This is a genomic window from Robinsoniella sp. RHS (assembly GCF_001029355.1).
Classification (GTDB): Bacteria; Bacillota; Clostridia; order Lachnospirales; family Lachnospiraceae; genus Robinsoniella; species Robinsoniella peoriensis.
This window is the reverse complement of sequence record NZ_JNGB01000001.1, coordinates 267,375-293,524: the sequence shown is the minus strand read 5'-3', so window position 1 is coordinate 293,524 and position 26,150 is coordinate 267,375. Positions and strand designations below refer to the sequence as shown.

24 protein-coding genes are annotated in these 26,150 nt (G+C 42.3%); 20 read left to right on the top strand and 4 right to left on the bottom strand.

The genetic code is table 11. The annotated features are described in order from the left end of the window. Positions 1-67 precede the first annotated feature (67 nt). Positions 68-934 (bottom strand): helix-turn-helix domain-containing protein, encoded by an 867-nt coding sequence (locus RHS_RS01270; protein WP_047832126.1) that lies wholly within the window; start codon positions 932-934, stop codon positions 68-70. Between the two features lie 142 nt (positions 935-1,076). Here RHS_RS01270 and RHS_RS01265 point away from each other — a divergent pair, with 142 nt between their 5' ends. Beyond that, entirely contained in the window at positions 1,077-2,363 is a 1,287-nt protein-coding gene (locus tag RHS_RS01265; RefSeq protein ID WP_395020950.1) for a hypothetical protein, read from the top strand. Between the two features lie 93 nt (positions 2,364-2,456). Here RHS_RS01265 and RHS_RS01260 read toward each other — a convergent pair whose 3' ends face one another. Next, complete coding sequence (locus RHS_RS01260; RefSeq protein WP_047832125.1) at positions 2,457-6,371, bottom strand: glycoside hydrolase family 98 domain-containing protein; 3,915 nt, start codon at positions 6,369-6,371, stop codon at positions 2,457-2,459. A 341-nt stretch (positions 6,372-6,712) separates the two neighbouring features. On the opposite strand from RHS_RS01260, the gene RHS_RS01255 reads away from it, so the two are divergent. From RHS_RS01255 to RHS_RS01185, 17 genes are all read left to right on the top strand, one after another. After that, positions 6,713-6,895 (top strand): Ig domain-containing protein, encoded by a 183-nt coding sequence (locus RHS_RS01255; protein WP_395020948.1) that lies wholly within the window; start codon positions 6,713-6,715, stop codon positions 6,893-6,895. Between the two features lie 184 nt (positions 6,896-7,079). Continuing rightward, positions 7,080-8,375: a folylpolyglutamate synthase/dihydrofolate synthase family protein gene (locus RHS_RS01250; protein WP_047832123.1), complete on the top strand. Its 1,296-nt coding sequence runs from the start codon at positions 7,080-7,082 to the stop codon at positions 8,373-8,375. Next, a complete protein-coding gene (locus tag RHS_RS29855; RefSeq protein WP_176731149.1) occupies positions 8,372-8,518 on the top strand; it encodes a hypothetical protein in 147 nt (48 codons plus the stop codon). Before RHS_RS01250 ends, RHS_RS29855 begins: the two co-directional genes overlap by 4 nt. A gap of 10 nt (positions 8,519-8,528) precedes the next feature. Beyond that, on the top strand, positions 8,529-10,232 hold the full coding sequence (locus RHS_RS01245; protein ID WP_395020945.1) for a tetratricopeptide repeat protein: 1,704 nt from the start codon (positions 8,529-8,531) through the stop codon (positions 10,230-10,232). A gap of 156 nt (positions 10,233-10,388) precedes the next feature. After that, the gene (locus RHS_RS01240) at positions 10,389-10,814 is read left to right on the top strand and encodes an anti-sigma factor antagonist (RefSeq protein WP_330373713.1); all 426 of its coding nucleotides are present in this window, start codon (positions 10,389-10,391) and stop codon (positions 10,812-10,814) included. 14 nt (positions 10,815-10,828) lie between these two features. Continuing rightward, a complete protein-coding gene (gene spoIIAB / locus RHS_RS01235) occupies positions 10,829-11,275 on the top strand; it encodes an anti-sigma F factor (protein ID WP_027294443.1) in 447 nt (148 codons plus the stop codon). Positions 11,276-11,295: 20 nt separating this feature from the next. Beyond that, complete coding sequence (gene sigF / locus RHS_RS01230) at positions 11,296-12,012, top strand: RNA polymerase sporulation sigma factor SigF (RefSeq protein ID WP_027294442.1); 717 nt, start codon at positions 11,296-11,298, stop codon at positions 12,010-12,012. 68 nt (positions 12,013-12,080) lie between these two features. Next, the gene (locus tag RHS_RS29850; RefSeq protein ID WP_156042916.1) at positions 12,081-12,239 is read left to right on the top strand and encodes a hypothetical protein; all 159 of its coding nucleotides are present in this window, start codon (positions 12,081-12,083) and stop codon (positions 12,237-12,239) included. Next, positions 12,236-12,871, top strand: coding sequence for a stage V sporulation protein AA (locus tag RHS_RS01225; RefSeq protein WP_047832122.1), 636 nt, complete (start codon positions 12,236-12,238; stop codon positions 12,869-12,871). Before RHS_RS29850 ends, RHS_RS01225 begins: the two co-directional genes overlap by 4 nt. Before the next feature lie 53 nt (positions 12,872-12,924). Further along, entirely contained in the window at positions 12,925-13,338 is a 414-nt protein-coding gene (locus RHS_RS01220; protein WP_027294440.1) for a stage V sporulation protein AB, read from the top strand. A 118-nt stretch (positions 13,339-13,456) separates the two neighbouring features. Then, positions 13,457-13,927, top strand: a complete 471-nt coding sequence (gene spoVAC, locus RHS_RS01215; protein ID WP_027294439.1) for a stage V sporulation protein AC — start codon at positions 13,457-13,459, stop codon at positions 13,925-13,927. Continuing rightward, positions 13,924-14,934, top strand: a complete 1,011-nt coding sequence (spoVAD, locus tag RHS_RS01210; protein ID WP_027294438.1) for a stage V sporulation protein AD — start codon at positions 13,924-13,926, stop codon at positions 14,932-14,934. The genes spoVAC and spoVAD overlap by 4 nt, the downstream gene beginning before the upstream one ends. 30 nt (positions 14,935-14,964) lie before the next feature. Further along, positions 14,965-15,321, top strand: a complete 357-nt coding sequence (locus RHS_RS01205; RefSeq protein ID WP_027294437.1) for a SpoVA/SpoVAEb family sporulation membrane protein — start codon at positions 14,965-14,967, stop codon at positions 15,319-15,321. A gap of 240 nt (positions 15,322-15,561) precedes the next feature. Then, positions 15,562-16,662: a glycerol dehydrogenase gene (locus tag RHS_RS01200; protein WP_047832121.1), complete on the top strand. Its 1,101-nt coding sequence runs from the start codon at positions 15,562-15,564 to the stop codon at positions 16,660-16,662. Between the two features lie 150 nt (positions 16,663-16,812). Continuing rightward, the gene (locus RHS_RS01195; protein ID WP_027294435.1) at positions 16,813-17,478 is read left to right on the top strand and encodes a response regulator transcription factor; all 666 of its coding nucleotides are present in this window, start codon (positions 16,813-16,815) and stop codon (positions 17,476-17,478) included. Then, positions 17,462-19,129 (top strand): ATP-binding protein, encoded by a 1,668-nt coding sequence (locus RHS_RS29845; RefSeq protein WP_395020942.1) that lies wholly within the window; start codon positions 17,462-17,464, stop codon positions 19,127-19,129. Before RHS_RS01195 ends, RHS_RS29845 begins: the two co-directional genes overlap by 17 nt. A gap of 102 nt (positions 19,130-19,231) precedes the next feature. Continuing rightward, positions 19,232-21,763 carry an extracellular solute-binding protein gene (locus RHS_RS01185; protein WP_047832120.1) on the top strand — a complete coding sequence of 844 codons (2,532 nt, stop codon included), beginning with the start codon at positions 19,232-19,234 and terminating at the stop codon, positions 21,761-21,763. Positions 21,764-22,849: 1,086 nt separating this feature from the next. Here the strand turns inward: RHS_RS01185 and RHS_RS01180 are convergent. After that, entirely contained in the window at positions 22,850-23,410 is a 561-nt protein-coding gene (locus RHS_RS01180) for a chromate transporter (RefSeq protein ID WP_047832119.1), read from the bottom strand. Next, entirely contained in the window at positions 23,407-23,970 is a 564-nt protein-coding gene (locus RHS_RS01175) for a chromate transporter (RefSeq protein ID WP_044294563.1), read from the bottom strand. Before RHS_RS01175 ends, RHS_RS01180 begins: the two co-directional genes overlap by 4 nt. Positions 23,971-24,206: 236 nt before the next feature. Here RHS_RS01175 and RHS_RS01170 point away from each other — a divergent pair, with 236 nt between their 5' ends. Further along, positions 24,207-25,079, top strand: coding sequence for a LysR family transcriptional regulator (locus RHS_RS01170; protein WP_047832118.1), 873 nt, complete (start codon positions 24,207-24,209; stop codon positions 25,077-25,079). A gap of 180 nt (positions 25,080-25,259) precedes the next feature. Next, positions 25,260-26,120, top strand: coding sequence for an NAD(P)-dependent oxidoreductase (locus RHS_RS01165; protein WP_047832117.1), 861 nt, complete (start codon positions 25,260-25,262; stop codon positions 26,118-26,120). The last annotated feature ends 30 nt before the right edge of the window (positions 26,121-26,150 follow it).

Sequence of the window (26,150 nt, the reverse complement as noted above, 5' to 3'; positions counted from 1 at the left end):
TATTTCTGGTTCTAAGCACAACCGGAAATATCCTTTTTCCAACAGTAACGAAATATCTTGAATCCGGTTAAAACGGGCTGCTGCGATATCTTCCCGGTGAGATTCCTACTTTTTCACTAAAAGCGGAAGTGAATCCCATCTCACTTTGGTAGCCAACAGCGTTTGATATTTCTCCGATAGTTTTATCTGTTGTTTGCAACAGATGTTTGGCAGTATCCATGCGCAGTTTTTGCAGGTACTCATATGGTGAATATCCGGTATTGTTTTTAAAGACCCGTATAAAATGATATTTGCTCATGTGAACCGAGTCAGCAATATCAATGAGGTTGATTTTGCTGCTGAGATTATATTTCATATATTCAATAGCAACCGTGGAGACTCTGGTTGATTTTGAGGCAGTGCTGTTATTTTCGGCAGAAAGTGAAGAAATCAGGGTCTTATAGATTGCAGAGGACAGATCTGTTTTGCTCAGCATTTGTCCTGTTTTGAAGGAAGAAAGTATAAAACGAATATTAGTTTTAATATCATTACAGGTATAGTCATGGATGATAATACCGTTTTTACTGCGATAGTGTTCATAAATATTATTGCAGATAGTTCCTTTTATATGAAGCCAGCTAAAATACAGGCTGCCTGCAGCGCCGTAGCGGTGGGGGGTTTTTAAATCCATGAAAACAACATCCCCCTTTAAAGCGGTATAGTGGGATCCTTCATAATCGATATCCATGGCACCCTGATCAATATAAGCAATAAAAATGCAGTCATAAAACAGACGGTCTATCACATAACCGTCTATACAATGGTACTGGCCGCACATAACCAGATGATTGAAGACATCGGTATCCCTGCATTCTTCTGATGCAATAAAAAACTCGGATCCGGGAGATACTCCGGCTTCATTTCCAAGCACATAACTCTTACGTTCAATATTCATATCGGACCTCTCTAAAAACAGCAATTTTGATATAATAGAACAGCAACTATTTCGATTGTTAAGCAGGATTCTTTCAACTATACTCATTATATCAGATTGTACAATCTATAGTAAGAACTTAATTGAAATGGAGTGATTGTTTATGGAACATATGAATATCAGAGTGAATTTTAATATGGCTGATTACAGCAATTTGAATTTTCCAAAAAAGGATCAGGAAATCTTACGAGAACTGGCTAAGAGAATGGCAGAGTCAGCGGCTAAGCCGGTTATGTCAGAAAGGCGTAAACTGTGGACTGCGCACAATATGCTGCAATGTACCCGCCCTCTGATTCTGTGTGATCCTGAAAATGGCTGGAATGAAATTATACCGGATGAAGAGATAGAGTGCGAAAACAGTATAGCCAGATACTGGGAGTTACATATCAGAAAACAGATTTATTGGGGCGAACATATGAATGATGATTATGTCGTGGAACCCGTATTTACACTTCCGTATGTTCACAAAGTAAAATCCTGGGGTTTAAAGGGAAAAGAATCTAAATTTACAAAAGGCATAAAAATGGAGCAGGGGAAATCCTATCATATTTATGCGATTATGAAAGACTATGGTGAGCTTGCCCAGGTGGAGAAGGAAGAGTTTCTCTTGAACCGCAATGCAACAAAAGAGTTGTTTGAAACTGCCTGCGATTTATTTGAGGGCAGTTTGAAAACACAGCTAAATACGGCATGGTTTTGGTCATTTGGCCTTACGGATGAAGCAGCTTTCTTAAGAGGCATGGAGCAGCTGATGTATGATTTTTATGATGAACCAGAAAATATACACAAAATGATGGCAATGCTTCGGGATGGAGTTATGGCAAAACTTGATTTCCTTGAGGAAAATGATCTTTTTTCAATGAATAATGACAATTCCTATGTAGGTTCCGGGGGAATTGGCTTTACTACGGAACTTCCGGCATCTGATTATACCGGCAGGGTTCGCACCAGAGATATGTGGGGGCTGGCTGAGAGTCAGATCACAGTTGGGGTATCAGCGGAAATGTTTAAAGAATTTGTGTTTCCCTACCAGAAACCAATCATGGAGCGTTTTGGTTTGACGTGCTACGGCTGCTGCGAACCAATGGACCAGAGGTTTGATATAGTAAAAGAGGTAAGTAATCTTCGCAGAGTCTCAGTATCACCCTGGGCGGATAAAAGAATAATGGCATCTAAACTGAAGCAGGACTATATCTATTCCCTGAAGCCATCGCCGACTGATCTGGCATCATCTGAACTGGATCAGGAAAAGGTCCGGCGTGAACTTAGAGAGACACTGCGTATATGCCGGGATAATTGTGTGGAAATTATTATGAAAGATAATCATACATTGGGCAAGAATCCAAAGAATCTGACAGACTGGGTGAGAATTGCCAGGGAGGAAATCTGAGCTGCCTTTTACAAAAATGACAAGCGCCAGAGTGTCTTTTAGACACGATCTGGCGCTTGTCGTTAATTATATGGAGTTAGAAAAGTATACAGCTTATGATTTGTATTTTTTAAAAGTAACCGTTGCCGCCTGCCCTTTGTTTTTAAATTTTGATTTATAGGAAGACCATTTTTTAGCAGGTACCTGAATGGTGGCTGTTTTATGAATATTCTTTAAAGCATCTTTTTCCACTGTTTTTATCGATGAAGATTTTACTAATATCTTTTTCAGCTTTGAACAGCCACTGAGGCTTTGTTTTCCAATAGAAGTGATATTTGAACCAATTGTTATGGAAGTTAGCTTATTATTTTTTTGAAAAGCCTTGTCAGAAATTCCGGTTACTTTAAAAGTAAATGAATTTACTTTAATAGAAGAAGGAATCGTTAATTTGGTAAATGTATTCTTTTTTGGTTTCACAACAGCAGCAGTTCTGGATTTGGAAGTGGCGCTCGTAATTTTATATACGAAATTTCCAATGGTAACTTTAGTTCCCTTTTTCGGGATCTGTGGGACACTCTTTAATCCACGGATTGCTGTTTCGGCGGATTCTGTAGTGATCGTAACCAGAGTCTGCAATTCTGCCTTGGGACTAATGCTCAATAATTCCTGTGCTGCTTTTATAGATTTGTCAACAACCGCTAAGGTTTCTGTAGTGTATTTATTTCTATCCAGCTTTGCGGCTTTGTTAATAACAGCGGTTAATGCCGATACATCAGCTTTTTTCTCAGGCTGTACAATATTTTCCTTTAAATTGTTTACTGCTGATGCCAAAGCCTGCAAGGTGTTATTGACGGTATTCTGCTCATCAATATCAGGATTTAATTTCACAATACGTTCAGCTTCAGCCAATGCTTTATCCAATACGGATAAGGAACCTGCCTGGTATTTTGTCCGGTCAATTTTCTTAGCCAGATTAATGCCGGTTATGAGTACAGTCAGATCAGCAGGTTTTTTTACCAATGATTTCATGGCATTTTGTATGGATGCCACTGCAAGATCCACCGTTTCCTGGGTGATGTCTCCCGGAAGTGAAACGATGATTTTATAAGCATTTGCCGTCGCACTGTCTAAACTGTTTAAAGAAGCAGCAGTGTAGTTATCCCGCACGATTTCCTGGGCATTGTCTATAGCCTGGAGTAAGAGGTACGTGTTGAGCGGCTCTTCAGGTGTTGTTTTTACTATCTCAAAATTCATATACCCGTTTGCGTTTATTTCTAAAATATATTCTCCTGTCTCTTCATTCCAGGTTTCTTTAGGGGCATCATACTGATTTTTAAGCCCTGTCAGATTCTGAATCTCAGGTTTAGACTGGAGGCCTTTAAATGTTATGGAAGCTTTTTTAAATTCATTATCACGGGTTTTATCTTTTGGGATATAGTTTTCCATCAGATAATCCTGGAAGAGCAGGTTATAGTCTCCATCCCAGCGTTGTGTGTAGTTTTCCCAGATATCACTTTTATCTACGAAATAGTTATTGAAATTGACAGTAACTTTTTCGCTAGTTTCTAAGAAATTAATGTAGGTATAAGGATCAAATGACACATGAATGCCATTGCTGAATTCTGTATTTTTCAGATCCGCAGTCTGCACAAGAGATGACACCGGATATCCGGTCCAGCGGTTATTGTAAGTAAACCAGTAGTTGTCAATGTTTTGAACATAAGCGTTACCAGTTGCGTTTTCCTCGTAAAACTGGTTGAAATATTCCTGCACAGCTTTTTGTGTTGCGGTATCTTTTCCGGTTTTTACTTCATCTAGCGTATTTTTCTTGAACTTTTCTATCACGGAATCTTTGTTCAGCAGCTGTATCCCATTATCGGTAAATATTTTTTTATCTTCATCCGTTGCAAGGGCAGGAATAGATGGAATGATTACATATCTTCCGGTAAGCTGCATCATCAGCATTTCATTTTCATCTGATCTGTCTCCTTTATGATTTAAATTCCCATCGCCGTATAGAGCCTTTATCAGATTTACACCAGCTTCCGCTGTTTTATTGAGCGTACCTTTTCCAGAATCAAATGCAACTTTGGTTCTGCTCATAACTTCTTCACGTGTCTGGCTGTGGTTTGCTATCATATAGTCCATTGCCTGTACAATGGCGTTATCAAAAGCAGGAGTGGTATAAGCCGGTTCATTTTCACTTCTTGCTATGGCTGTACTGTAAAAGGGATGCTCAAATGAAAATACAGTAGCACCCGAATTGGCTTCAGACAGCATACGGATTGGATAATTTAATTCCGGGAATGAAAATGGGTGACGGCATTCTTCTCCACCGCCCAGACGTTCTACGCGGTTTTCGCGGAAAGGATCATTATAGTAGTAGAGATCCCACCATTGCCAGGAATCAATTAAGGATCCCCAGTTTCCGGCATATCCGCTCAGCCAGGTACCCATGGCAACGCTCTGATAGGAATTATATCCTGCCATGCTCCATTGGCTGGTATACTTTGGCATAATGATGAAGTTGTCTCTGTATTTTTTAGCAGCTTCCATGAGGACGGTATTTTTTAAAGTGCTTTCCATGTATTCATCATAATTGTTGGTATCTGCAAAGATAACGTATCCGCCGTATTCCGCAGACAATTCCAGTTTAGATGCAATTTCCTCACTTCGGTATCCGCCATGGTTCTGCCATACGGATGCATGGTTTTCTGAGTATACCACGCCAAGCATATTTGGATATTGTTCATACATTTCAGCCAGCCAATCATTGTCAAAAGGATGGTCGGTGTAAGAGTTGGATATCATCAGGAAAAAGGGAATTTGATCAGCTGTCGTCTTTTCCATTTCCATCTTATACCATCTTCTGGTGTCTTCGTCATCATTAATATTGCCGCCTGCATGTATGAGAATTGCCTGATACTGCTTGGTTTCCGGCGTCATAGCTGCATCCAGGCTGTCCCAGAATGTCTGAATGTCAAGTCCGCCCTGAAGAGAATCCGGTTCTTGTCCAAGATTTTCAGGATTGGACTGGCGGTACAAATGGTGATAAAACAAAGGATGTTCACTATCGATAACTCTTCTAAGCGTTCCTACCTGTGTTGATCTAACCTCCAGCCAGAAGGATTGCTCTAAGCCATTTATGGATGCAGTGATCTGGGTTTTGCCGTTGGAAAGGGCTGTTATGAGGCCTTTTTTATTTATTTCGGCAACAGAAGGAACACTACTTGCAAAGGAAAGTCCACTTGCATACACTTGACTGTCTCCTTTTTTTAAGGATACATCTAACTGTAGTGTTTCACCTGTTTTCATTTTGCCGGAAGAATTATTAATTATAAGGCTGTCAGCTGTTACAGGTGTCTGGTCAGTAGTGTAAGCCAGTGCATCTAATTCTATAAAATTTATATTGTGAGATGAATTAGGTGGCCCCTGACTTTCTATCACAAAAGTATGTTCTCCATAAGGGATACCAATTAACGTATAGATTGTACGCTGATACATAGGGCTGTTATTGGAGTCAGGCATAGCCATTAGTTCACCGTCCAGGTATACCTTTGCTTTTGTGAAATTTGTATCTGTTTGTCCAATCCATTGAATCCCGGTACCTGTAAACTGATAACTTGCGGTAGCGCCAACGGCGTCGGACTGATGAGCGCTGCCCTGGCTGTGTCCCTGTTCGGAATATTGATTCCAGGTGCCTTCATATGTAATGGAACCGGAATCATTTTCAACCAATGTCCAGCCCTCCAGAGCTTTTGCAGTTGTTTCAGAATAGATGCTGTCAATGGAAACCTCGGTTTCAACTACTGTATTCTGTTCTGTGATGCTGTCTGCTTCAGACGGGGGGAGTTCTATCCCCGGAGTTTCTGCGGTTAGCGGTTCTGTTTCCACCTGCTCCATATTATTCTGTTCTGCAAACTCCGATTCTGACGCAAAAGTATTCAGTGGAAAGTTCAGCGAAAGCGTGCTGGTTATGAAGATACCCGCCAGTACAGCTGAAGTTATGCGTTTCATTCTCTTTTTCATACATTCTTCTCCTTTTTTATGTGCCTCTATATTATATAATAGATGAAGCAGGAGAAAAATGACATTCGAATTTTTGTCTAAATATTACACATTTTTTACTGGATTCTAAATGGATTTATGAGGTACGGAAAAAAATAATACATATGGTAGAATTCGGAGCTTCGGTCTTCCGAGACGAGGAGAAAAAGGCAGGAGAAGAGGCTCATGCCAAGAAGTGTGTCAAAGAATATATGAAGAAACGAGTGAAATATATTACTAAAGAGGAGGTAATAAAAAAATTTTTCGAATAACAGGAAATTGTATCGATGAGATGCTTCCGGTAGCTGATGTTACCGTTGAATATGTTGCAGAAGCCTGAAAAGCCGGCCTATAAGAAATTGACCTGGACGTCAGCCAACACGAAAGTGGCAAAAGTGGACAGCAAAGGTAAAGTCAAGGCAGTGGGCCGCGGCAGGACCGTGATTACAGCGAAGGCTTGTGATGGAAGCGGAAAGAAAGTAAAGTGTAATGTAACGGTAAGTTAGAGCGTGTTTTGAATTTTTTTGACAGCACTTGCCGAGCGGGTTTCTCGTCCGGTAAGGGCTGAACTTTTTTCAGTTGTGTTCACTCTAGAACGATTGATGACGGATATTGCGAAAAAAATTACTTGCATATTATATAGACTATATTATAATAGGAAAAGAACAACGAAAGCGGAGTGACCATGAAATGAACTATACAGAAGCAGTGGAATACGTATTGAGTGTTCCAAAATTTACGAAAAAAAATAAGCTGGAAAACACGATTGAATTAATGGAGCGTCTTGGCAGACCGGAACGTGGCATGAAGATCATACATGTGGCTGGTACAAACGGAAAAGGATCTGTTTGTGCTTTCCTTTCCTCTATATTGGACAAGGCTGATAAAAGGGTAGGTCTGTTTACATCCCCTCATCTGGTCAAAATAAATGAGCGGTTTCAGATCAATAATGTCCCCATATCGGACGAAGCCTTTTTAGGTGCATACCGGCAGGTGTGGGCAGCCATAGAGGAAATGCAGGAGGACGGCTTCTTCCATCCTACTTATTTTGAAATATTATTTGCCGTTGCCATGGTGGCTTTCAAGGAGGCTGACGTGGAGTATGTGGTATTGGAAACGGGACTTGGCGGCCGCCTGGATGCTACGAATATCGTAGAGAAACCACTGGCTGTTATCATAACATCCATCAGTCTGGACCATACGGAAATACTGGGCGATACCATTGCAAAGATTGCATTCGAAAAGGCTGGAATCATCAAAGAAGGTGTTCCTGTCATCTATGACGGAAGGAATACAAATGTGGCTGAAGTCATTGAAAAAAGAGCAAAAGAACTGCATGCACAGACGTATCCGCTCTATGAAGAAATGTATGAAATTTTAGTAAATACGGATAAAAGCATTGATTTTTCCCTGAATTGTAGTTATTATAAAAATGTCAGGGTTACAGTTCCTTACATTGCTCCATATCAGGTAGTGAACAGTTCACTGGCGATGCTGGCGATTAAAGTGATTGACCTTAAGCAGGAAATTCAGCTTCAGACGATTGTTGACGGTATTGCTTATACAACCTGGGCAGGCAGAATGGAGACGGTTATGCCGGGAGTAATTCTGGATGGCGCACATAATGCGGCAGGAGTGGACGAGTTTGTTAAGACACTGGGACGAGTGGATAGCAGACGAAAAGTGGTATTGCTGTTCTCGGCAGTGGTGGAGAAGAACTACGAATCCATGATAGAGTCCATTTGTAAATCAGCGAAATTGGATGAAGTAATTGTTACCGAAATCCAGGGAGACAGAATTGTGCCTGCAGAGCAGCTGGCAGATATTTTCCAGCGATATACACAGGCAGCAGTCACAGAAATTCCTGATATTAAGGAAGCATTCGCAAAAGCACTGGATAAGAGGCAGGATGGATTATTATTCTGCGTAGGTTCTTTATATCTGGTCGGCGAGATTAAAGGAATAATTGAGGAGAATTACAAATGATTGATTATGAAGAAGAATTGAAGAAATTTCATCCGAGCCTGGATGTAAATGAAGCAGAAGACGCCATTTACAACAGAGACTTTACCGATATTACCGATATCCTGAAGGAATTGATACAGGAAGAAAAGAAAAAGAGAAAATAAGGGGAATCATATGAGATGTATTTATTGCGGCACCCCCTTATCTGCCATAGATTATTGTACCGGATGTGGGGCGGATATCAGCTTACAGAAAAGAACCATAAGAATTTCTAACCTTCTCTATAATGAAGGATTGGAAAAGGCAACGGTTCGTGATTTATCTGGAGCGATTGCTTGCCTGAAAAGAAGTTTGAAATTTAATAAAGAAAATATTGATGCCAGAAATCTACTGGGACTTGTTTACTATGAAATGGGCGAGGTTGTTTCGGCACTGAGTGAATGGGTAATCAGTAAAAATCTGCAGGTGCCGGAAAATGCTGCGGACGGCTACATAACCAAACTGCAGGCGAATAAAAATAAACTGGATACGATAAACCATACCATCCGCAAATACAATCAGGCACTGCAGTATTGCAGGCAGGATAATGAAGATATGGCGGTCATTCAGCTGAAAAAAGTTTTGACACAGAATCCAAAGCTGATCAAAGGTTACCATCTTCTGGCGCTGCTTTATCTGAAGCAGCAGGAGTATGAACGTGCCAGGAAGCTTTTGCGAAAAGCGATCCGGATTGATGCCACGAACACTACCACACTGCGGTATCTGCATGAGATAGAAGATGCGACCGGCATAGGGACAAGCCTGGATGTAAAAAGGCGGAAGCGCTATGCAAAAGATGCCATGGAGAAGAAATTCACAGGTCCCATGACGTATTTAAGCGGAAATGATACCATCATACAGCCTACACCGTTTCGTGACAGTTCCACGATTGCAACATTTATCAACATTTTTCTGGGACTCCTTCTGGGAGGCGCAATCGTATGGTTTTTGGCGGTACCGGCGATTAAGCAGAGCGTTAATCAAACGGCCACAAAGCAAGTTACAGAGGCAAATACAAAGCTGGCATCTGAAAATGCAAAGAATGTGAAGCTTCAGGAAGAAATTGATGGTTATCAGGCAAAAGTGGACTCTGCAAATAAGACCATGGACGAAGCGAAGGCGAAAGCTACGGGGTATGAAGATCTTTTGAAATCTGCAAATCTGCTGATTAAAGGAGATCAGACAGGTGCGGCTACTGCACTTAGCAATGTGGACGCAAAAAGCCTGGATGGTTCTGCAAAAGAGCTGTATGAGCAGATTATGGCAGGGGTTAAGGATGCGTTATATGCAGAGCAATACAGTAAAGGATCTACAGCATATGCTGCAGGTGATTATAAAACAGCCATTGAGCAGTTGACGCTTGCAAGCCAGACGGATCCTGAATCATGGAATGCGATGTATTATCTGGCATTTGCCTATTATAACACCCAGGATACAACCAATGCAGATAAGATATTTAAACAGTTAATAGAAAAATTCCCGGCAGAAGCAGCTGCTAATAATATTAATGGATTTATATCTAATAAAGGAAATAATAATTCAACCGACGGAAATACTGCAGGAACTACCGGAAATGCCGCAGGCGGAACCACTGGTGATACCACCGGAAATGCTGCAGGCGGAACAAATGGAAATGCTGCAGGCGGCAACGCAGAAGGTGCCAATGGCAATGCCGCAGGCGGAGATGCAAACGCACCGGGCGGTAACGCAGACGGTGTAAACGGAAATGGAACTGCAGGTGGTGACGGAAACGCTGCAGGTGGAAATACAGCCGATAATAACGGCAATGGAGCAAACGGACAGGCAGGCGGAATCGACGATAATAACGGCGTTCAGTAGGCTTGTATCACACACAAAATGAGGAACCTCCAGATTGGGGACGTGTACAATAATATGTACACGTCCTTTTTCTATTTTATATTGGATCGGCAGTGAAAGATTATGATTAATGCAGCCATTGCCGATTACACAGCTTGAGAGAATGGAGAATCTGTTATGAACCCGGAAGGATCAAATTTATACACACAGGAATTAGAAAAGGCATTAGAAGCGGAATTAATGGGGAGTAAAGGGGGATTTAGGCTAATGGATGATTGCTTTAAAGTAAAGGGGACGAATCTTACAATCGTGGTACCAATGGAGTTAGACCACCACAGTGCAGAAAAGATCAGGACAGGAGCTGATAAAATCGTACAGGGCAGGAATATAAGAAGTATTGTATTTGATTTTGGAAAAACGAATTTCATGGACAGTTCCGGAATCGGCATGATTATGGGCCGCTATAAGGATATGAGGTTTATGGGCGGAACGGTCATTGCAGTTCGTGTAAATGAACGGGTGAGAAGAATTTTAACCCTGTCAGGTATCTATAAAATGATTGAAATATATGAAGGATTGCCGCAGCAATCAACGCTTAATTAAAGGGGGGAGCCAATATGAGCTATGCAAACGAAATGAAACTGGAATTTGACAGCAGATCCTGTAATGAGGGATTTGCAAGGGTGGCGGTAGCTGCTTTTGTAACGCAGCTGAATCCGACACTGGAAGAAGTGGCAGATGTTAAGACGGCGATCTCAGAAGCAGTTACAAATTCAATCCTTCATGGATATGAGGGAAAGATATGTAAGATACTGATCGAATGTTTTATTGACGGGAATGAATTTATTATCCATGTGATTGATCATGGAAGAGGAATTGAAGATGTAAAAAAAGCAATGGAGCCTTTGTTTACCACAAAGCCGGACTCGGAGCGTTCCGGGATGGGATTTGCTTTTATGGAGGCCTTTATGGATGAAGTGAAAGTAGAATCAACTGTCGGCGAAGGAACCAGGGTAATCATGAAAAAGAAAATAGGCAGACCCAGAAGTGAATATGAAATTTAATATCGGGAAAGGATGGGCAAATGGAGCATACCCTTGCGTTAATTGAACAGGCACACCAAGGGGATAAAGATGCACGAGAAAGACTGGTAGAGGAAAATATGGGGCTGGTTTATACCATTGTCAGGCGGTTCTTAGGCCGTGGTTATGAGATGGAGGATTTAATCCAGATTGGAAGCATCGGACTGATTAAGGCAATTGATAAATTTGACCTGTCGTTTGATGTGAAGTTTTCCACTTATGCGGTACCCATGATTACAGGAGAAATAAAACGATTTTTACGGGATGACGGTATGATTAAAGTGAGTCGTTCCTTAAAAGAAACAGCATATAAGGCATATGCCACCAGGGAAGCGCTGGAAAAAAAGATGGGCAGAGAGCCGACTTTAGAAGAAATTTCAGCCGAGATTGGCGCTGCAAAAGAAGATATTGTACTGGCAATGGAATCATCAGCCGAAGTAGAATCATTGCATAAAACAATTTATCAGGGAGACGGAAGTGCAATCTTGCTGATGGATAAATTAGAGGAAAAGGAGAATAAAAACGAGGAGCTGCTTAATCATATTGTGCTGGAAGAACTGCTGGATTCCTTAGATGCCCAGGAGCGTTCGCTGATCTATCTTCGCTACTTTGGCGACAAGACTCAGGTACAGGTTGCGGCGGCAATGGGAATGACCCAGGTACAGGTTTCCAGGCTTGAAAAGAAAATACTGAAAAAGATGCGGGGAAAGATATCATAATTTCCCCGTATATTTTTTGCTAAAATTCAAATAATAAACAAAAATGATGGAAAAAGGAAGTGAGAAAAATGTATAAAAAAATTGCGAAGGGATTTGCGCTTTTCATGATCGTGGCAGCAATTGTAGGAATCTTTTATTATATGACCTATCTGAATAATCATGATGGCCAGATGAAAGGAACCCTTGTCAATACATTTCAGATGAAAGAGAATGAGGAAATGATATGACGAATGATACACTGTATTTAAAGATAGATCAAAATGTCCAGGTGCATGACGATTGTGTATTTTTAAAGGATATTGCCCAGTTAGAGTGCAGTAACAAGGCTATTGAAAATAAGATAAAAACCTTGAAACTGGATAATCCTACCGGAAACAAGCCAGGGCGCCATGTCATGTCTGTAATGGAAATTATAACCCAGATCCATGCGGTTTATCCAAGTCTTGAGGTAAACAACATTGGTGAGGCGGATTTTATCATTACCTATGAAAAGTCCAAACAGCCCAGTCAGGCATTCAGCTGGATAAAGACTATATTTGTGTGCTTTCTGTCTTTTTTCGGAGCAGGTTTTTCCATTATGACATTTAATAATGATGTTAGTATCACCAAATTATTTGCTCAGCTTTACGAACAGTTTACCGGGACTGTTTCGGATGGATTTACGATACTGGAAATTTCATATTCGATAGGGCTTGGTCTTGGAATTATCATATTCTTTAACCATTTTGCAGGGAAAAAACTTACTGCGGATCCTACGCCTATGGAAGTGCAGATGCGTACCTATGAAGATGATATTAATAAGGCGCTGATTGAATCCAGCAACCGTGAACCGAAGAATGAGAAGAAAATGAAACAATAGGAGAAAGTGAGGACAATATTGCAAGTAAGCTTGTGATACTCAGGAGGTAAAATATGTTAACACATTTAATATTAGCCCTCATAGCTTTCAGTTCCGGTTTTGTCATAGCAGGAGGCGTCATCGCGCTGATCGCCGGACTTGGAATTATAAACAGACTGATTGGGGTTACTCATACGGGGAAACATATCCGGATATTTGAAACCTGTATTTTATTTGGAGGTTTATTTGGAAATCTGCTTACTGTTTATAATGTTAGTATTCCACTGGGCGGCTTAGGACTTTCCATTATTGGAATATGTTCCGGAATGTTTGTAGGAGGCTGGATTTTAGCGCTTGCGGAAGTAGTCAATATTTTTCCTATCTTTTTCAGGCGTATCGGTCTGGTAAAGGGAGTAAGCTTTATTATGATTACCATAGCGCTTGGAAAGACTCTGAGCAGCCTGCTGCAATTCTATATGAGGTGGTAAAAACAATCTGCATACTGCATGAAGCAGAGGTTTGAAAGAAAATCGCTTTCAAAATACTGATTAAGGAATAGCGCAGCTTGTGCTATTCAGGGAGATAAAGACGAAAGGAAGTATTATAATGGCGGATGTTTTAAAAGAGAGAAAAAATCAACAGTATAATGATTACGTCAAGAAAGTAACACCTACTCACAATCTCTGGGCAAATATGGCTAAGGCGTTTTTGGTAGGTGGAATTATCTGCGTCATTGGACAATTTATATTAAACTATGCATCTAATATGGGACTTGACAAAGAGACGGCGGGAAGCTGGTGTTCCATGCTTCTGGTTCTAATCAGTGTGATTCTGACAGGATTTAATATTTATCCTAAAATAGCAAAATTCGGTGGTGCAGGAACGCTGGTTCCGATTACCGGTTTTGCAAATTCAGTGGCAGCTCCTGCAATAGAATTTCAAAAAGAAGGTCAGGTATTCGGAATTGGATGTAAGATCTTTACCATCGCCGGTCCTGTAATTTTATATGGTGTATTTACCAGCTGGGCACTTGGTTTAATCTATTATATTCTAAGAATTACGGGGGTGGTAGGATGACTCAGATAGCAGGGCAGCAAAGTATAAAATTTGATAAATCCGCTCATATTATAAGTGCGGCATCTATCGTCGGGAAAAAAGAGGGTGAGGGTCCTCTTGGGAAATTATTTGACCTGGTCGGAGAAGAAGCATCCTTTGGTGAAAATACCTGGGAAGAAGCAGAGAGTACGCTGCAAAGAGAAGCATGTCAGCTGGCACTTGGAAAAGCAAAACTGCTGCCAACCCAGATGCGGTATGTTTTTTGCGGAGACCTTTTGGGGCAGCTGATTGCATCCTCCTTTGGTGTAATGAATTTCAACATTCCAATGTTTGGATTATATGGAGCATGCTCCACCTGTGGGGAATCACTGTCACTTGGAGCAATGGCGGTCAGCGCAGACTATGCCGATTATGTGATGGCGGTTACATCCAGTCATTTTGGAAGTGCAGAAAAGCAATTCCGTTTTCCTCTGGAATATGGAAACCAGCGGCCATTGGCAGCGACTTGGACAGTCACCGGCAGCGGGGCATTTATCCTGGCTAAAAAAGGAGGACATGCAAGAATTACCGGCATTACGACAGGAAAGATTGTAGATTACGGTGTAAAAGACTCCCTGAATATGGGAGCATGTATGGCGCCGGCAGCTTGTGACACCATCTATCAGAACCTGATGGATTTCAACCGCCAGCCGGATGACTATGACAAAATCATTACAGGAGATCTTGGATATGTGGGACAGACTATCCTGATTGATTTATTGAAAGAAAAAGGCTTTGATATCAGCCGTGTGCATATGGACTGTGGTATTGAAATTTATGACAGAGAGACACAGGATACTCATTCCGGTGGAAGCGGATGCGGATGTTCAGCAGTCACTCTGGCGGCTAAAATACTCCCTAATGTGGAAAAGGGAGCCTGGAAAAGGGTGTTATTCGTACCAACCGGTGCACTGCTGTCACCTACCAGTTTTAACGAAGGTCAGAGTGTACCGGGAATAGCGCATGGTGTAGTGATCGAGCATTGCTAACACCTGGGATTGTCAGCAAAGGAGATAGTTATGGAATATATTAATGCTTTTTGGGTGGGCGGACTGATCTGTGCACTGGTACAGATCCTGATGGAAAAAACAAAACTGATGCCGGGACGCATCATGGTTATTCTTGTGTGTCTGGGAGCGGTACTGGGAGCAGTGGGGCTCTACGGACCATTCCAGGAATTTGCAGGAGCCGGTGCAAGTGTTCCGCTTCTGGGCTGGGGCAATGTATTGTGGAACGGTGTTAAGAAAGCAATCGAGACGGACGGATTTATTGGGATATTCATGGGGGGATTTACTTCCAGTGCAGTAGGTGTGTGTGCGGCACTGGTGTTCTCTTATCTGGCAAGTTTGGTATTTAAGCCAAAAATGAAAGAATAGCCCGATATGTAAAACCAGCCGGGATGCAGAAGCAGGCTTCAAACCCTTTTAAGAGTTTGAGTTATGGTTCGGCCGTCCCGGCTGGTTTTATGTATGACGTTTTGCTGGTTTTATATCTGCCCGGAATTTACTTTCACCATGCAGCGTGATATAATAAATACCGTACGGTCCGTGTTCCTTACATAAAGATAAGAATATGGATAAACAGACAATTACATTATTTATAAGGAGGAAAGCAACATGGCAAATATAATTGGAAGCCCAAGCCGTTATATACAAGGAAAAGGTGAATTAAAAAATCTCTGCAGCCATGCAGAAAAATGTGGAAAGAACCTATTTATTTTAACAAGTGAATCCGGGAGAAAACGTGTAGAACCTGTCATAAATGAAGGGATGAAAGATACTTCCTGTGCAGTTACTTATGAAGTATTCGGGGGAGAATGCAGCAAAACTGAGATTAATCGGATTATAGATGCATGCAGGGAAAAGAACGGAGAAGTCATCGTTGGAATCGGCGGGGGAAAAACCCACGATACTGCAAAAGCAGTAGCTTATTATATGAATAAGCCGGTTATCATTGTACCAACCATAGCGTCCACCGATGCACCTTGCAGCGCACTTTCCGTAATCTATACAGAGGAAGGGCTATTTGAAGAATATCTGTTCCTTCCCTCCAGCCCGAACATGGTTCTGGTGGATACGGATATTGTCAGCAAGGCACCTTCCAGGCTTTTAATTGCAGGAATGGGAGATGCACTGGCTACTTATTTTGAAGCCAGAGCCTGCCAGAAATCAAATGCAGCCAACTGTGTGGGAGGAAAGTCCACAAAAGCGGCTATGGCGCTGGCTGAGCTTTGCTATGACACATTATTGGAAAACGGCTTATCGGCAGCATTGGCTGTAAAAGAAAAAGTGTGTACAAAAGCCGTAGAAAATATTATTGAAGCAAATACTTATCTGTCCGGTATCGGTTTTGAAAGCGGCGGCCTGGCAGGAGCACATGCGATCCACAACGGACTGACAGCCATTGAAGAAACACATTCATTGTATCATGGGGAAAAAGTAGCGTTTGGTACCCTGGTTCAGCTGATATTGGAAGATGCAGATTCAGATGAAATCGATACGGTAATTGGTTTTTGCGAGGAAGTGGGCCTGCCGGTGACCCTGGAAGGCCTTGGCATAAAGGAAGTAAAACCGGAAAAAATCATGGATGCTGCAAAGCTTGCATGCGCGCCTGGTGAAACCATACACAATATGCCATTTGAAGTTACACCGGAGGACGTGTATGCCGCTATAATGGGGGCAGATGCAATGGGAAGATACTTGACCTGCGATGAATAACAGAAGAAATTGTGAAAAAGATGAATGTCCCTGTGGCATCCATCTTTTTTTATGTCATAAATTACCCGGGACAAATACTGAAACTTCACACAAAACACAAAAAAGTATGATAAAATTACGTTGATTCTTTAATATAATAAGAGGTGTGATATGAAAGAGATACTTGTCATAGAAGATGAAGCAGATATACAGGAACTGTTAACGGCATTTTTGGAGGATTCCGGGTATAAGGTCACGGTGGCGGGTGACGGAGTTGCGGGAATTACCAGCTTCCATGGCCGTCCCTTTGATCTGGTACTGTTGGATATTATGCTGCCTAAAATTGACGGATATGGTGTATGCGAGGTAATCCGCCAGGAATCTTCCGTTCCTATTGTAATGCTGACGGCTTTGGACAGTGAAGAAAATCAGGTGAAAGGCTATGATCTGAGGGTTGATGACTATATTACCAAACCATTTTCCATGCAGATCCTGATCCGTAAGATTGAGGCGGTACTTCGGCGGACTTCCCCTGTACAGGAGACAAATCAGCTGGTATACCGGAATCTGGTACTGGATTTGGACGGTTATAAAGTATTCGTTGACGGTGAAAACATAGAGTTGACACAGAGAGAATTTGAACTTCTCCGGGAGCTGCTTCAAAATCAGGGCAAAGTCCTGACAAGGCAGGCGCTGCTGAACGGACTTTGGAAATATGATTTTTATGGCGATGAGCGGGTTGTAGATACCCATATAAAAAATTTACGGAAGAAACTGGATGTAGATTATATTGAGACAATCAGAGGGGTGGGATATCGGATTGATAAAACGTATTAGAGGAAGCCTTACACTTAAAATATTTCTCATTACCAGCCTGATACTGATCTGCGTCTGTGGTGTTACATATGGTTTTATCGCTTATTTTATGCCGCAGACCTATACTTATGGAATCAGCGAGGACATGGATAAAAAGACGGATGCTCTTGTGGCAGATTTAGAGAATATAAAATTTGAGGACAGTGGTCCGCTATTTGATGATTTTATTGTAAACAATACGGTAGACCTGCAATTATTGGATGCTGAAGGCAATGAAATCCAGCGCCCGGGCAGCGTGCAGTCAGGATTTGTAGAAACCATTGGAAAACAGTCAATGCTGGCCATCACTATCAATGAAAAGGAGCAGAATTCTGCTGCAGATGCAAGCAGTATTGCTGTTGGCTCAATGCATTCAGCTACTACGGGAAACGAGGCGATTGAAACAGTTGAAGTAATTGACAGAAGCGCTGTAAAAAAAGAATCATCAGAAGAAACAGAAGAGAAGTCTGATGATAACCAGCTGGCTTATTCGAATGCCCTTGCAACAAACACAGACAACTATGGTTTTATTGAGAATCCTGTGGATATATCCGTCATGACTACAAGTGCCAGCGTTGATTATGGTATGCAGAAACCAGTTACGTTTTCCGGATCAGATAAAGAATATGAACTTTACGTATTAGGAGCGTACCGGTTTGTGAATCAGGCGGTAGAGGCGATGAATAAAATATTGCCCTGGCTGATCGTTGTCATTGTATTTATATCTACGCTGACTGCCTATTTATATTCCAGGTATATCACAAGACCGGTAGTACGCCTTAGCAAAATATCAAAAAAGATGTCTGACCTGGAGTTTAACTGGATCTGTGATGAAAAACGCAATGATGAGATCGGGGTACTGTCCTCAAGCCTGAATGAACTGTCCCTGAAGTTATCTACCGCATTAAGCGAACTGAAAAGTGCAAACGAATCGTTGCAGAAGGATATTGAAACAGAACGTAAACTGGAGCAAAAACGGCTTGAATTTTTCTCTGCCGTATCTCATGAATTAAAGACGCCCATTACTGTTATGAAAGGGCAGCTGGAAGGAATGATGTATCAGGTTGGTATCTATAAAAATAGGGATAAATATCTTGCCAGATCTTATTCAGTTGCCTGTACGATGGAAGACATGGTGCAGGAGATTCTGACGGTATCCAGGATGGAAGCGTCGGGGTTTATGCCCCAAATGGAAGAATTTAACCTGGGAAATATGGTAAAGGATTGTGCCCATAGACAGGATGATTTGTTTATCCAAAAGGATATGGAGGTTTCTTACCACATTAGCAATGACCTCTATGCACGTGGAGACAAGAAGCTTCTGCAAAAGGCATTAAATAACATTATCAGCAATGCCATCCACTATTCACCGGATGGAGCAAAAATTCAGATTGAAGCATATAAAGAGGACCAAAAATTGACGGTGAGGGTGGAGAATTCCGGTGTACATCTGGATGAAGCAGCAGTCCCACGCATTTTTGAAGCATTTTTCCGTGTTGAAAAATCCAGAAACAGAAACACCGGCGGCAGTGGACTTGGGCTGTATATTGTCAAAATGATCCTGGAACTTCACAAAGCCGACTATAGAATAGAAAATACTTTCAATGGTGTAGCTTTTACATTCTCCATATAAAACACATATAAAATACAAAACATCCACAAAAGGTTTTGTTAGGATAAGAACGTGCAAAAGCGCAAAGAAAAATCATTCTAACAAACAGGAGGTTACAGTGAGATGATTCTTAAAAGGATGGCAGGAGTGGTAATGGCAGCAATGCTGTTAACAACCTTCTTAACAGGGTGTTCCTCAAATGGAACTGAGCAGTCGGATGGCAGTAATGGCACTGATAATGGAAATACAAAAGAGGCTGCAGCTATGGGAAGGTATCTGGAAGAGGATGTAGTTCTTCCGGAGGGTATTACAGATATACAGGCATTGTGTGAAATGGAAGATGGAAGCCTGCGGTTAGCAGGAATGGGGGAAAACTATACCGGCGGAGTCTGGGAGACAAAGGATCAGGGAAAGAAATGGGATAAAGTATTTGATTATCCGGAAGAATTAAAAGGAAACGAAATGAAATATTTAACTTCCGTAGCCCTGTCGCCAAAGGGAGGCGCAGCTGCAATTACTACCGATTATTCTAAGGTGGATATGCAAAGCGGACAGGGCGCCGTTGAGACCGGTTACTGGACTATGGATGATTCCGGTAAAGCCGTTCCGTTACCGGTAGCCCTTGGAAACAGCAGTGGCGGGGGGCAGAGTACAAATATTTCCAATCAGGAACCGGTCAGTGAAGGGCAGGAAGAAGGCGGAGCAGACAAACTGGATATACAGATGAGCAGTAGGGAAATGGAGGAAGCTGATAATACTGAGGTTCAGACCGGAGCTGAAAGTGCAGGCGAAAGTGTAGGCGAAAGTGCAGGACAAAGTACGGGACAAATTTCCCAGATGGAAATACCCCAGTATCTGAATAGCTGGAAATATGCGCCGGATAACAATCTGGTAGGAATGGGGATGGATGGGAAAATTCATATAATAGACTCGGCAAACGGAGCAGTGCTAAGGTCTATTGAAAATAGTGACGCATATTTTACAAATACCGGTTTTGTGGGAAATACATTGGCAGCATATGCAGGCAGCGGGGTTTTTTACTATGATATGACCACCGGAAGCGCCCTGGAAAAAGATGAAGTTTTAAACGAACAGCTGGGTACCAATAATGAAAACGGCGGCATTTCATTTGGCGGGGGCAATTCGGCTGTTCTTCTGCAGGGGGGGAAAGAAGATAATATTTTATACTATTGTAACAAAGATGGTATTTTCCGTCATGTCCTTGGCGGTAATGTATCTGAACAGCTGATAGACGGATCTCTGAATTCAATGGCGGATCCAAGTGTTACATTAAGCAATCTGTCAGCAATGAAAGACGGTGCGTTCTTCCTGGCTTACTGGAAAGATATGAGCAGCCATCTGGTTCGGTATACATATTCTGAAGATACGCCGTCTGTTCCGGAAAAAGAAGTAAAAATCTATTCTCTGAATGAAAATGCAGAAGTGCGGCAGGCAATTGCATTATACCAGAAACAAAATCCGGACATCCGAGTGAATTATGAAGTTGGACTTACCGGCGATGATGGAGTCACGGTGTCCGATGCAATCCGAACATTAAATACAAATATTATGGCTGGAAAAGGACCTGATCTATTCGTTTTAGATGGAATGTCCATAGAATCTTATCAGAATAAAGGACTTCTGGCAGATATGAGCGAAATCATAAAGAAGGTATCAGGGCAGGACGGTTTCCTGGAAAATATCACAAAGCCATATGAAATGGATGGTAAAATATATGCAATTCCAACCAGATTTATGGTACCGGGAATTCAGTCTGATAAGAAAAACCTGGATGGAATCAAAGATTTAAAGACTCTGGCAGATACTTTGCAAGGCTTGAAACAGGAAAATGCAGATAAAGATATTCTGGGAAGTAAACAACCGGAAGATTTAGTAAAACGCTTGTATGATACATCCGCCAGCGAGTGGATAAAGGAAGACGGAACCTTAAAGGAAGATGCATTAAAAGAATTTTTTACCCAGCTAAAGAAAATCTATGATCTCGATAAGAAAGAACAGACAGATAGCTATAACTCTATTACTATGAATATTAGCGGTTTATCACACATGAGTGGAATTGCAGATAATTCCATGAGCTACCTTGCAGGAACCACCATGGCAAATATAGGAAATATCAATTCCATAAATGATCTTATGCAGGTAGTGGCTGTAAATGAAAAGTTAAAAGACAGTGGTTATAAAACACTGGATGGACAGGCTTCCAAAGTCTTTGTACCAGGTACTATGATTGGTATCAGCAGTAAGGCAGCGAACAAAGAGTCTGCCGAAAAACTGGCATCCTACATGTTATCCAAAGATGCCCAGACCGTAAGCCAGGGAGGCGGATTCCCGGTAAACAAAGCAGCTTTTGATCAAATTTTCACAGCGGAAGCCGGTAATAGTGTTCCTGGGATAGCGATATCAACCGTTAGCGAAAATGGTGTAGATCTCTCTCTTGAGCTGAAATGGCCCACAGAGGAACAGGCTGCAGAATTTAAGGCTTTAGCCGAAGGTCTGACTACACCTGCAAACACAGACAGCATTATACGGGAAGCAGTGAACGGTGCAGCGGATAGCTGCCTGAATGGAACTACAAGTATCGATGAAGCGGTAAAAGCAGTGATGCAGAAAGTAAATCTTTATCTTTCAGAGTAAAAGCAGGCAGGAAGAAAGGTAAATTATAACAGCTGGTTGGATCGTAAGTAATATCCAACCGGCTGTTTTTGCTGTAATAAATTTTACGTATGGCTTATGGGCCGCTATTCCAAACAATCTTATGAGTCATTACTTGAAAGCGAGACTCACTGCAGGTTTATTATATTTGGGTTTGGCTGAGGAAGGGGACGCTTTGCAGATGGAGATGGTGCAACGGAAAGATGGGAGTGGGAAACTTGTATGGACTCCGTCAGCTGGCCGCAGAACTGGTATTTTCTAACCTTTCCGAAGCGCTTTTTGGCGGCACGCGGGCATTCACCGAGAAATCCTGATGCATTTCTCGGTTCAGTACCCGCTTAGTATCCGATGGGAGCCAGTCGAATACTATCCGCCAAAAAACACTCCGGAAAGGTAAGTAAATACTCAGCTCTGCTCTACGCTTCCTCCGCCCATACAAGCTTCCCACTCCCATCTTTCCGAGATTCAGTTTACTGCCACAAAGCTGGTTTTCTCAGCCTGATGGAGACCCTTGGGCTGTGACGGGCTGTTCTTTATTGGATGCTGCGCAGTATGTTTCGGCTGTTTGCGTAAAAGAAGATGAAAGTTTGCTCCTTTTTCTGATTACAGAATGAAAAACAAATTAATTCTTAAGATCAGTTGCTTTACGCCAATCGCGTCCGGCATGCCATAACCCTAGGGTCCTATCATGCTGAGAAAACCAGCTTTGTATCAACGAATGCTATCTCGGAAAGAGAAGGGGGCGGACCAGGACATTGGTTTGGAATGCGTATAGCAGAGCTGAGCATTTACTTATCTTCCCGGAGTGCTTTTTGGCGGATACAATTCGACTGGCTCCCATCGGATTGTAAGCGGGCAGTGAGCTGCGAAATGCATCAGGATTTCGGAGCGAATGCCCGCGTGCCGCCAAAAAGTGCTCCGGGAAGGTTAGAAAATGCCAGTTCTGCGGTAAGCATTCCAAACCAATGTCCTGGTCCGCCCCCTTCTCTTTCCGTACACTACCTACATCTACAAAGCGTCCCTTCCTCAACAAAACCCCAATTTAAGAAGAATTTGTTCCCAGTAGTACTAGTAGATAAAATAGCCAGCGATACCAGAAAGCACCATAACCAGAATGGGATTCCATTTCCATTTGCGAAGCAGGAGCAGGCAGGCACCAAAGAGGCAACAGGCGAATATATCCGGATGCAGAGCGGAAATATCTAATTCAGATGTACCGCAAAAAGCAAGCAGAAGGATTACACCTGCAGAGGATGCAATCAGTCCTGCGGATACCGCTTTTAATCCGTTTAATACCTGGAACAGATAGCGATTACTGCGGTATTTATTGAAAAAGCGGTACAGGAATATAGATATGATAAAGCCGGACAGAATACATCCAATAGTTGCGGTAACAGCCCCCGGGATGCCTGCAATTCTAAGTCCCGTAAAAGTGGAGGTATTGACTGCCAAAGGTCCGGGTGTCATCTGGGAGATTGTAATGATATCGGTGAACTCCTGAAGTGTAAGCCAGTGTTCCAGTTCAACCACCTGTTCCTGGATCAGGGGAATTGTGGCGTAGCCCCCTCCGATGCTGAACAGCCCGATCTGGGTAAATCTGTAAAAAAGCATGAGCAGCAGCTTTGTCATACAGTCACCTCATTTCTGCGTATAAAGCATTCCAGCAGGCAGAGCAGGGCACTGGCTGCAATGATCAGTGCAGCATTTATCTGCAGGAAGAAGCTGGCAATAAAAGCCAGAGGAATTAAAATTGAAAAAAACAACCGGCCTTCTTTAAAAATATTGCGGCACATATCGTAGACCAGATCCACGATTAAAGCTGCGACACCAGCCTCCATTCCTTTTAAAACGGCAGATACCACCGTATTGTCGCGGAATGCCTGATAACCGGCACTGATCACGGATAATATGAGAAGTGCGGGCAGGACAGAAGCTAGTCCGCTGATAATGGCGCCTTTAAGCCCGGCGGTTTTATAGCCTGCGAGCACGGAGAGATTGACGGCAATTGCACCTGGTGAGGACTGTGCGATTGCAGCCATATCCAGAAGTTCGGATTCGCAAAGCAGGTTCTTGTTCTGCACAAAATATTTCCGGATCATAGGAATGACTACATAGCCGCCCCCGAAAGTAAAAGCGCTGATAAAGAAATTAATTCCAAAGAGCCAGCAGAGCAGAGGTAATTTTTTCATAGGTGAAATCTCCTTTTTCATAAATGGTCAAGTCGAAAACTACACCGCAGGCAACCGTGTTTGTACTTTTGCAAAAGCCGCAGTCGCCAAATGATTCCCAAACGCGCTCATACGGCTCGTTGCCTGCGGGAATAAATTATTTGGCAGTTTCATTATAACTCCTGATGATATATAATTAAAATTATATTATTTTATATAGAACATAACAAAATAGTAATGAATAGGAGGAGATAGAAATGACAATACGCCATCTTCGGATTTTTAAAATTGTCTGTGAGGAAGAAAATATTACAAAAGCAGCGAAAAAACTATATATGACCCAGCCTGCTGTGTCTCATGTCATAAACGATCTGGAAGAAAAAATAGGCAATACACTGTTTGACCGGGTGTCCAAGCGGATTTATCTGAATGAATTCGGAAAGTTATTTCTGGACAAAGCCATCCGTGTACTGGATTTGTACGATGATCTGGAAGGCGGCCTGGATAACCTGAAAGAGCAGGCAGTTTTACAGATTGGTTCCAGTATAACGATTGCTAATTTCTGGCTGCCGTCCCTGCTGAAGAGATTTGAAGAGCAATGGAAGAATACTCCCGTCCGGGTAGAAGTGGAAAGTGCCCGGGTTATTACCGAAAAGCTTTTGCAAAATGAAGTTGATCTTGCATTGATAGAAGGAGTCTTTCCCAGGGATAATCTGGTCTGTATTCCCTTTTCTTCGTACCGCCTTGTGGTGTTGTGCGGCACTGGACATCCTCTGTCATCTGCAAGTGAGGTGCAGATTGAAGAACTTGCACAACAAAAATTATTGCTAAGAGAGAAGGGGAGCGCAATACGGGATACTTTCCAAAGTGCAATGACTTTACATAATCTGTCTGTATCTCCGGCATGGACCAGCGTAAATTCCCAGGCATTGATTCAGGCAGCCAGAAATAACCTGGGTGTTACCATTATGCCTGATATTCTGGTGGAAAAAGAATGTGAGAGAAAAGAACTGGTGCCATTGACGGTAGCCGGACTTTATATGGAGAATCAAAATTATCTGGCATATCATAAGGATAAATTTTTGTCGGAGCCAATGCAGGGGTTTCTGAAAATCCTGGAGAGTGTCTGAAAATTCATTCCAGCCGTCTGCGCGTCCCACTTTGCGGTATATTTGTTCCAAATCCAGATACATAGCCCGTTGTGCTTCCTTCATTTATGTATCCGTGCAGGAGCTATTGACATTCCGGCATTATTGCGGGTAAAATAAAATTATTGCTGTACCCCTATTACATAAAAAGGAGAAGATGAGATGAAGAAAATCGGGTTTATCGGTGTTGGAATTATGGGAAAATCAATGGTGAATAATTTAATGAAGTCAGGATATGAAGTTTCTTTCTATGCCAGAAATAAGGCAAAAACGGAGGATGTAATTGCAAAAGGAGCCGTTTATCATCCAACTATTCCGGAGTGCGTAAATGGCTGTGACGCGGTAATTACAATCGTAGGATTCCCAAAAGATGTGAGAGAAGTCTATTTTGGGAAGGATGGCATACTGGAAAATGTATCGGAAGGAACATATGTGATCGATATGACCACCTCAAGCCCTAAATTAGCGGAAGAAATCTATGAAGAGGCTAAAAAACGTGGAATTCACGCACTGGATGCTCCGGTAACCGGAGGGGATGTAGGCGCCCAAAATGGGACGCTGTCCATACTGGCAGGGGGAGATCCACAGGCATACGAGAAATGCCTCCCTGTTTTTGAGGCGATGGGAAAGAACATCCATCTGGAAGGGAAAGCAGGAAGCGGGCAGCATACCAAAATGGTAAACCAGATAATGATAGCTGGCACCATATCCGGTATCTGCGAAGCATTTGCTTATGCAAAAGAGAAGGGTTTGGATATACCTACGGTGCTGGATTCCGTTGCCACAGGGGCAGCCGGAAGTAAGCAGCTGGAACTGCAGGCGGCGAAAATGCTGGAACAGGATTATGCACCGGGATTTTTTATTAAGCATTTTATTAAAGATATGAAACTGGCGAAGGAAGAGGCTGAGGCAGACGGACTCACCTTAAAAGTGTTGGATCAGACACTTGCAGCATACGAAGAATTGGAAAAAAGAGGAGACGGAGAACTTGGAACCCAGGCACTCATTAAATATTTTGAATGACTAAAAATAAAATGAAAGAAGGGGATTAAT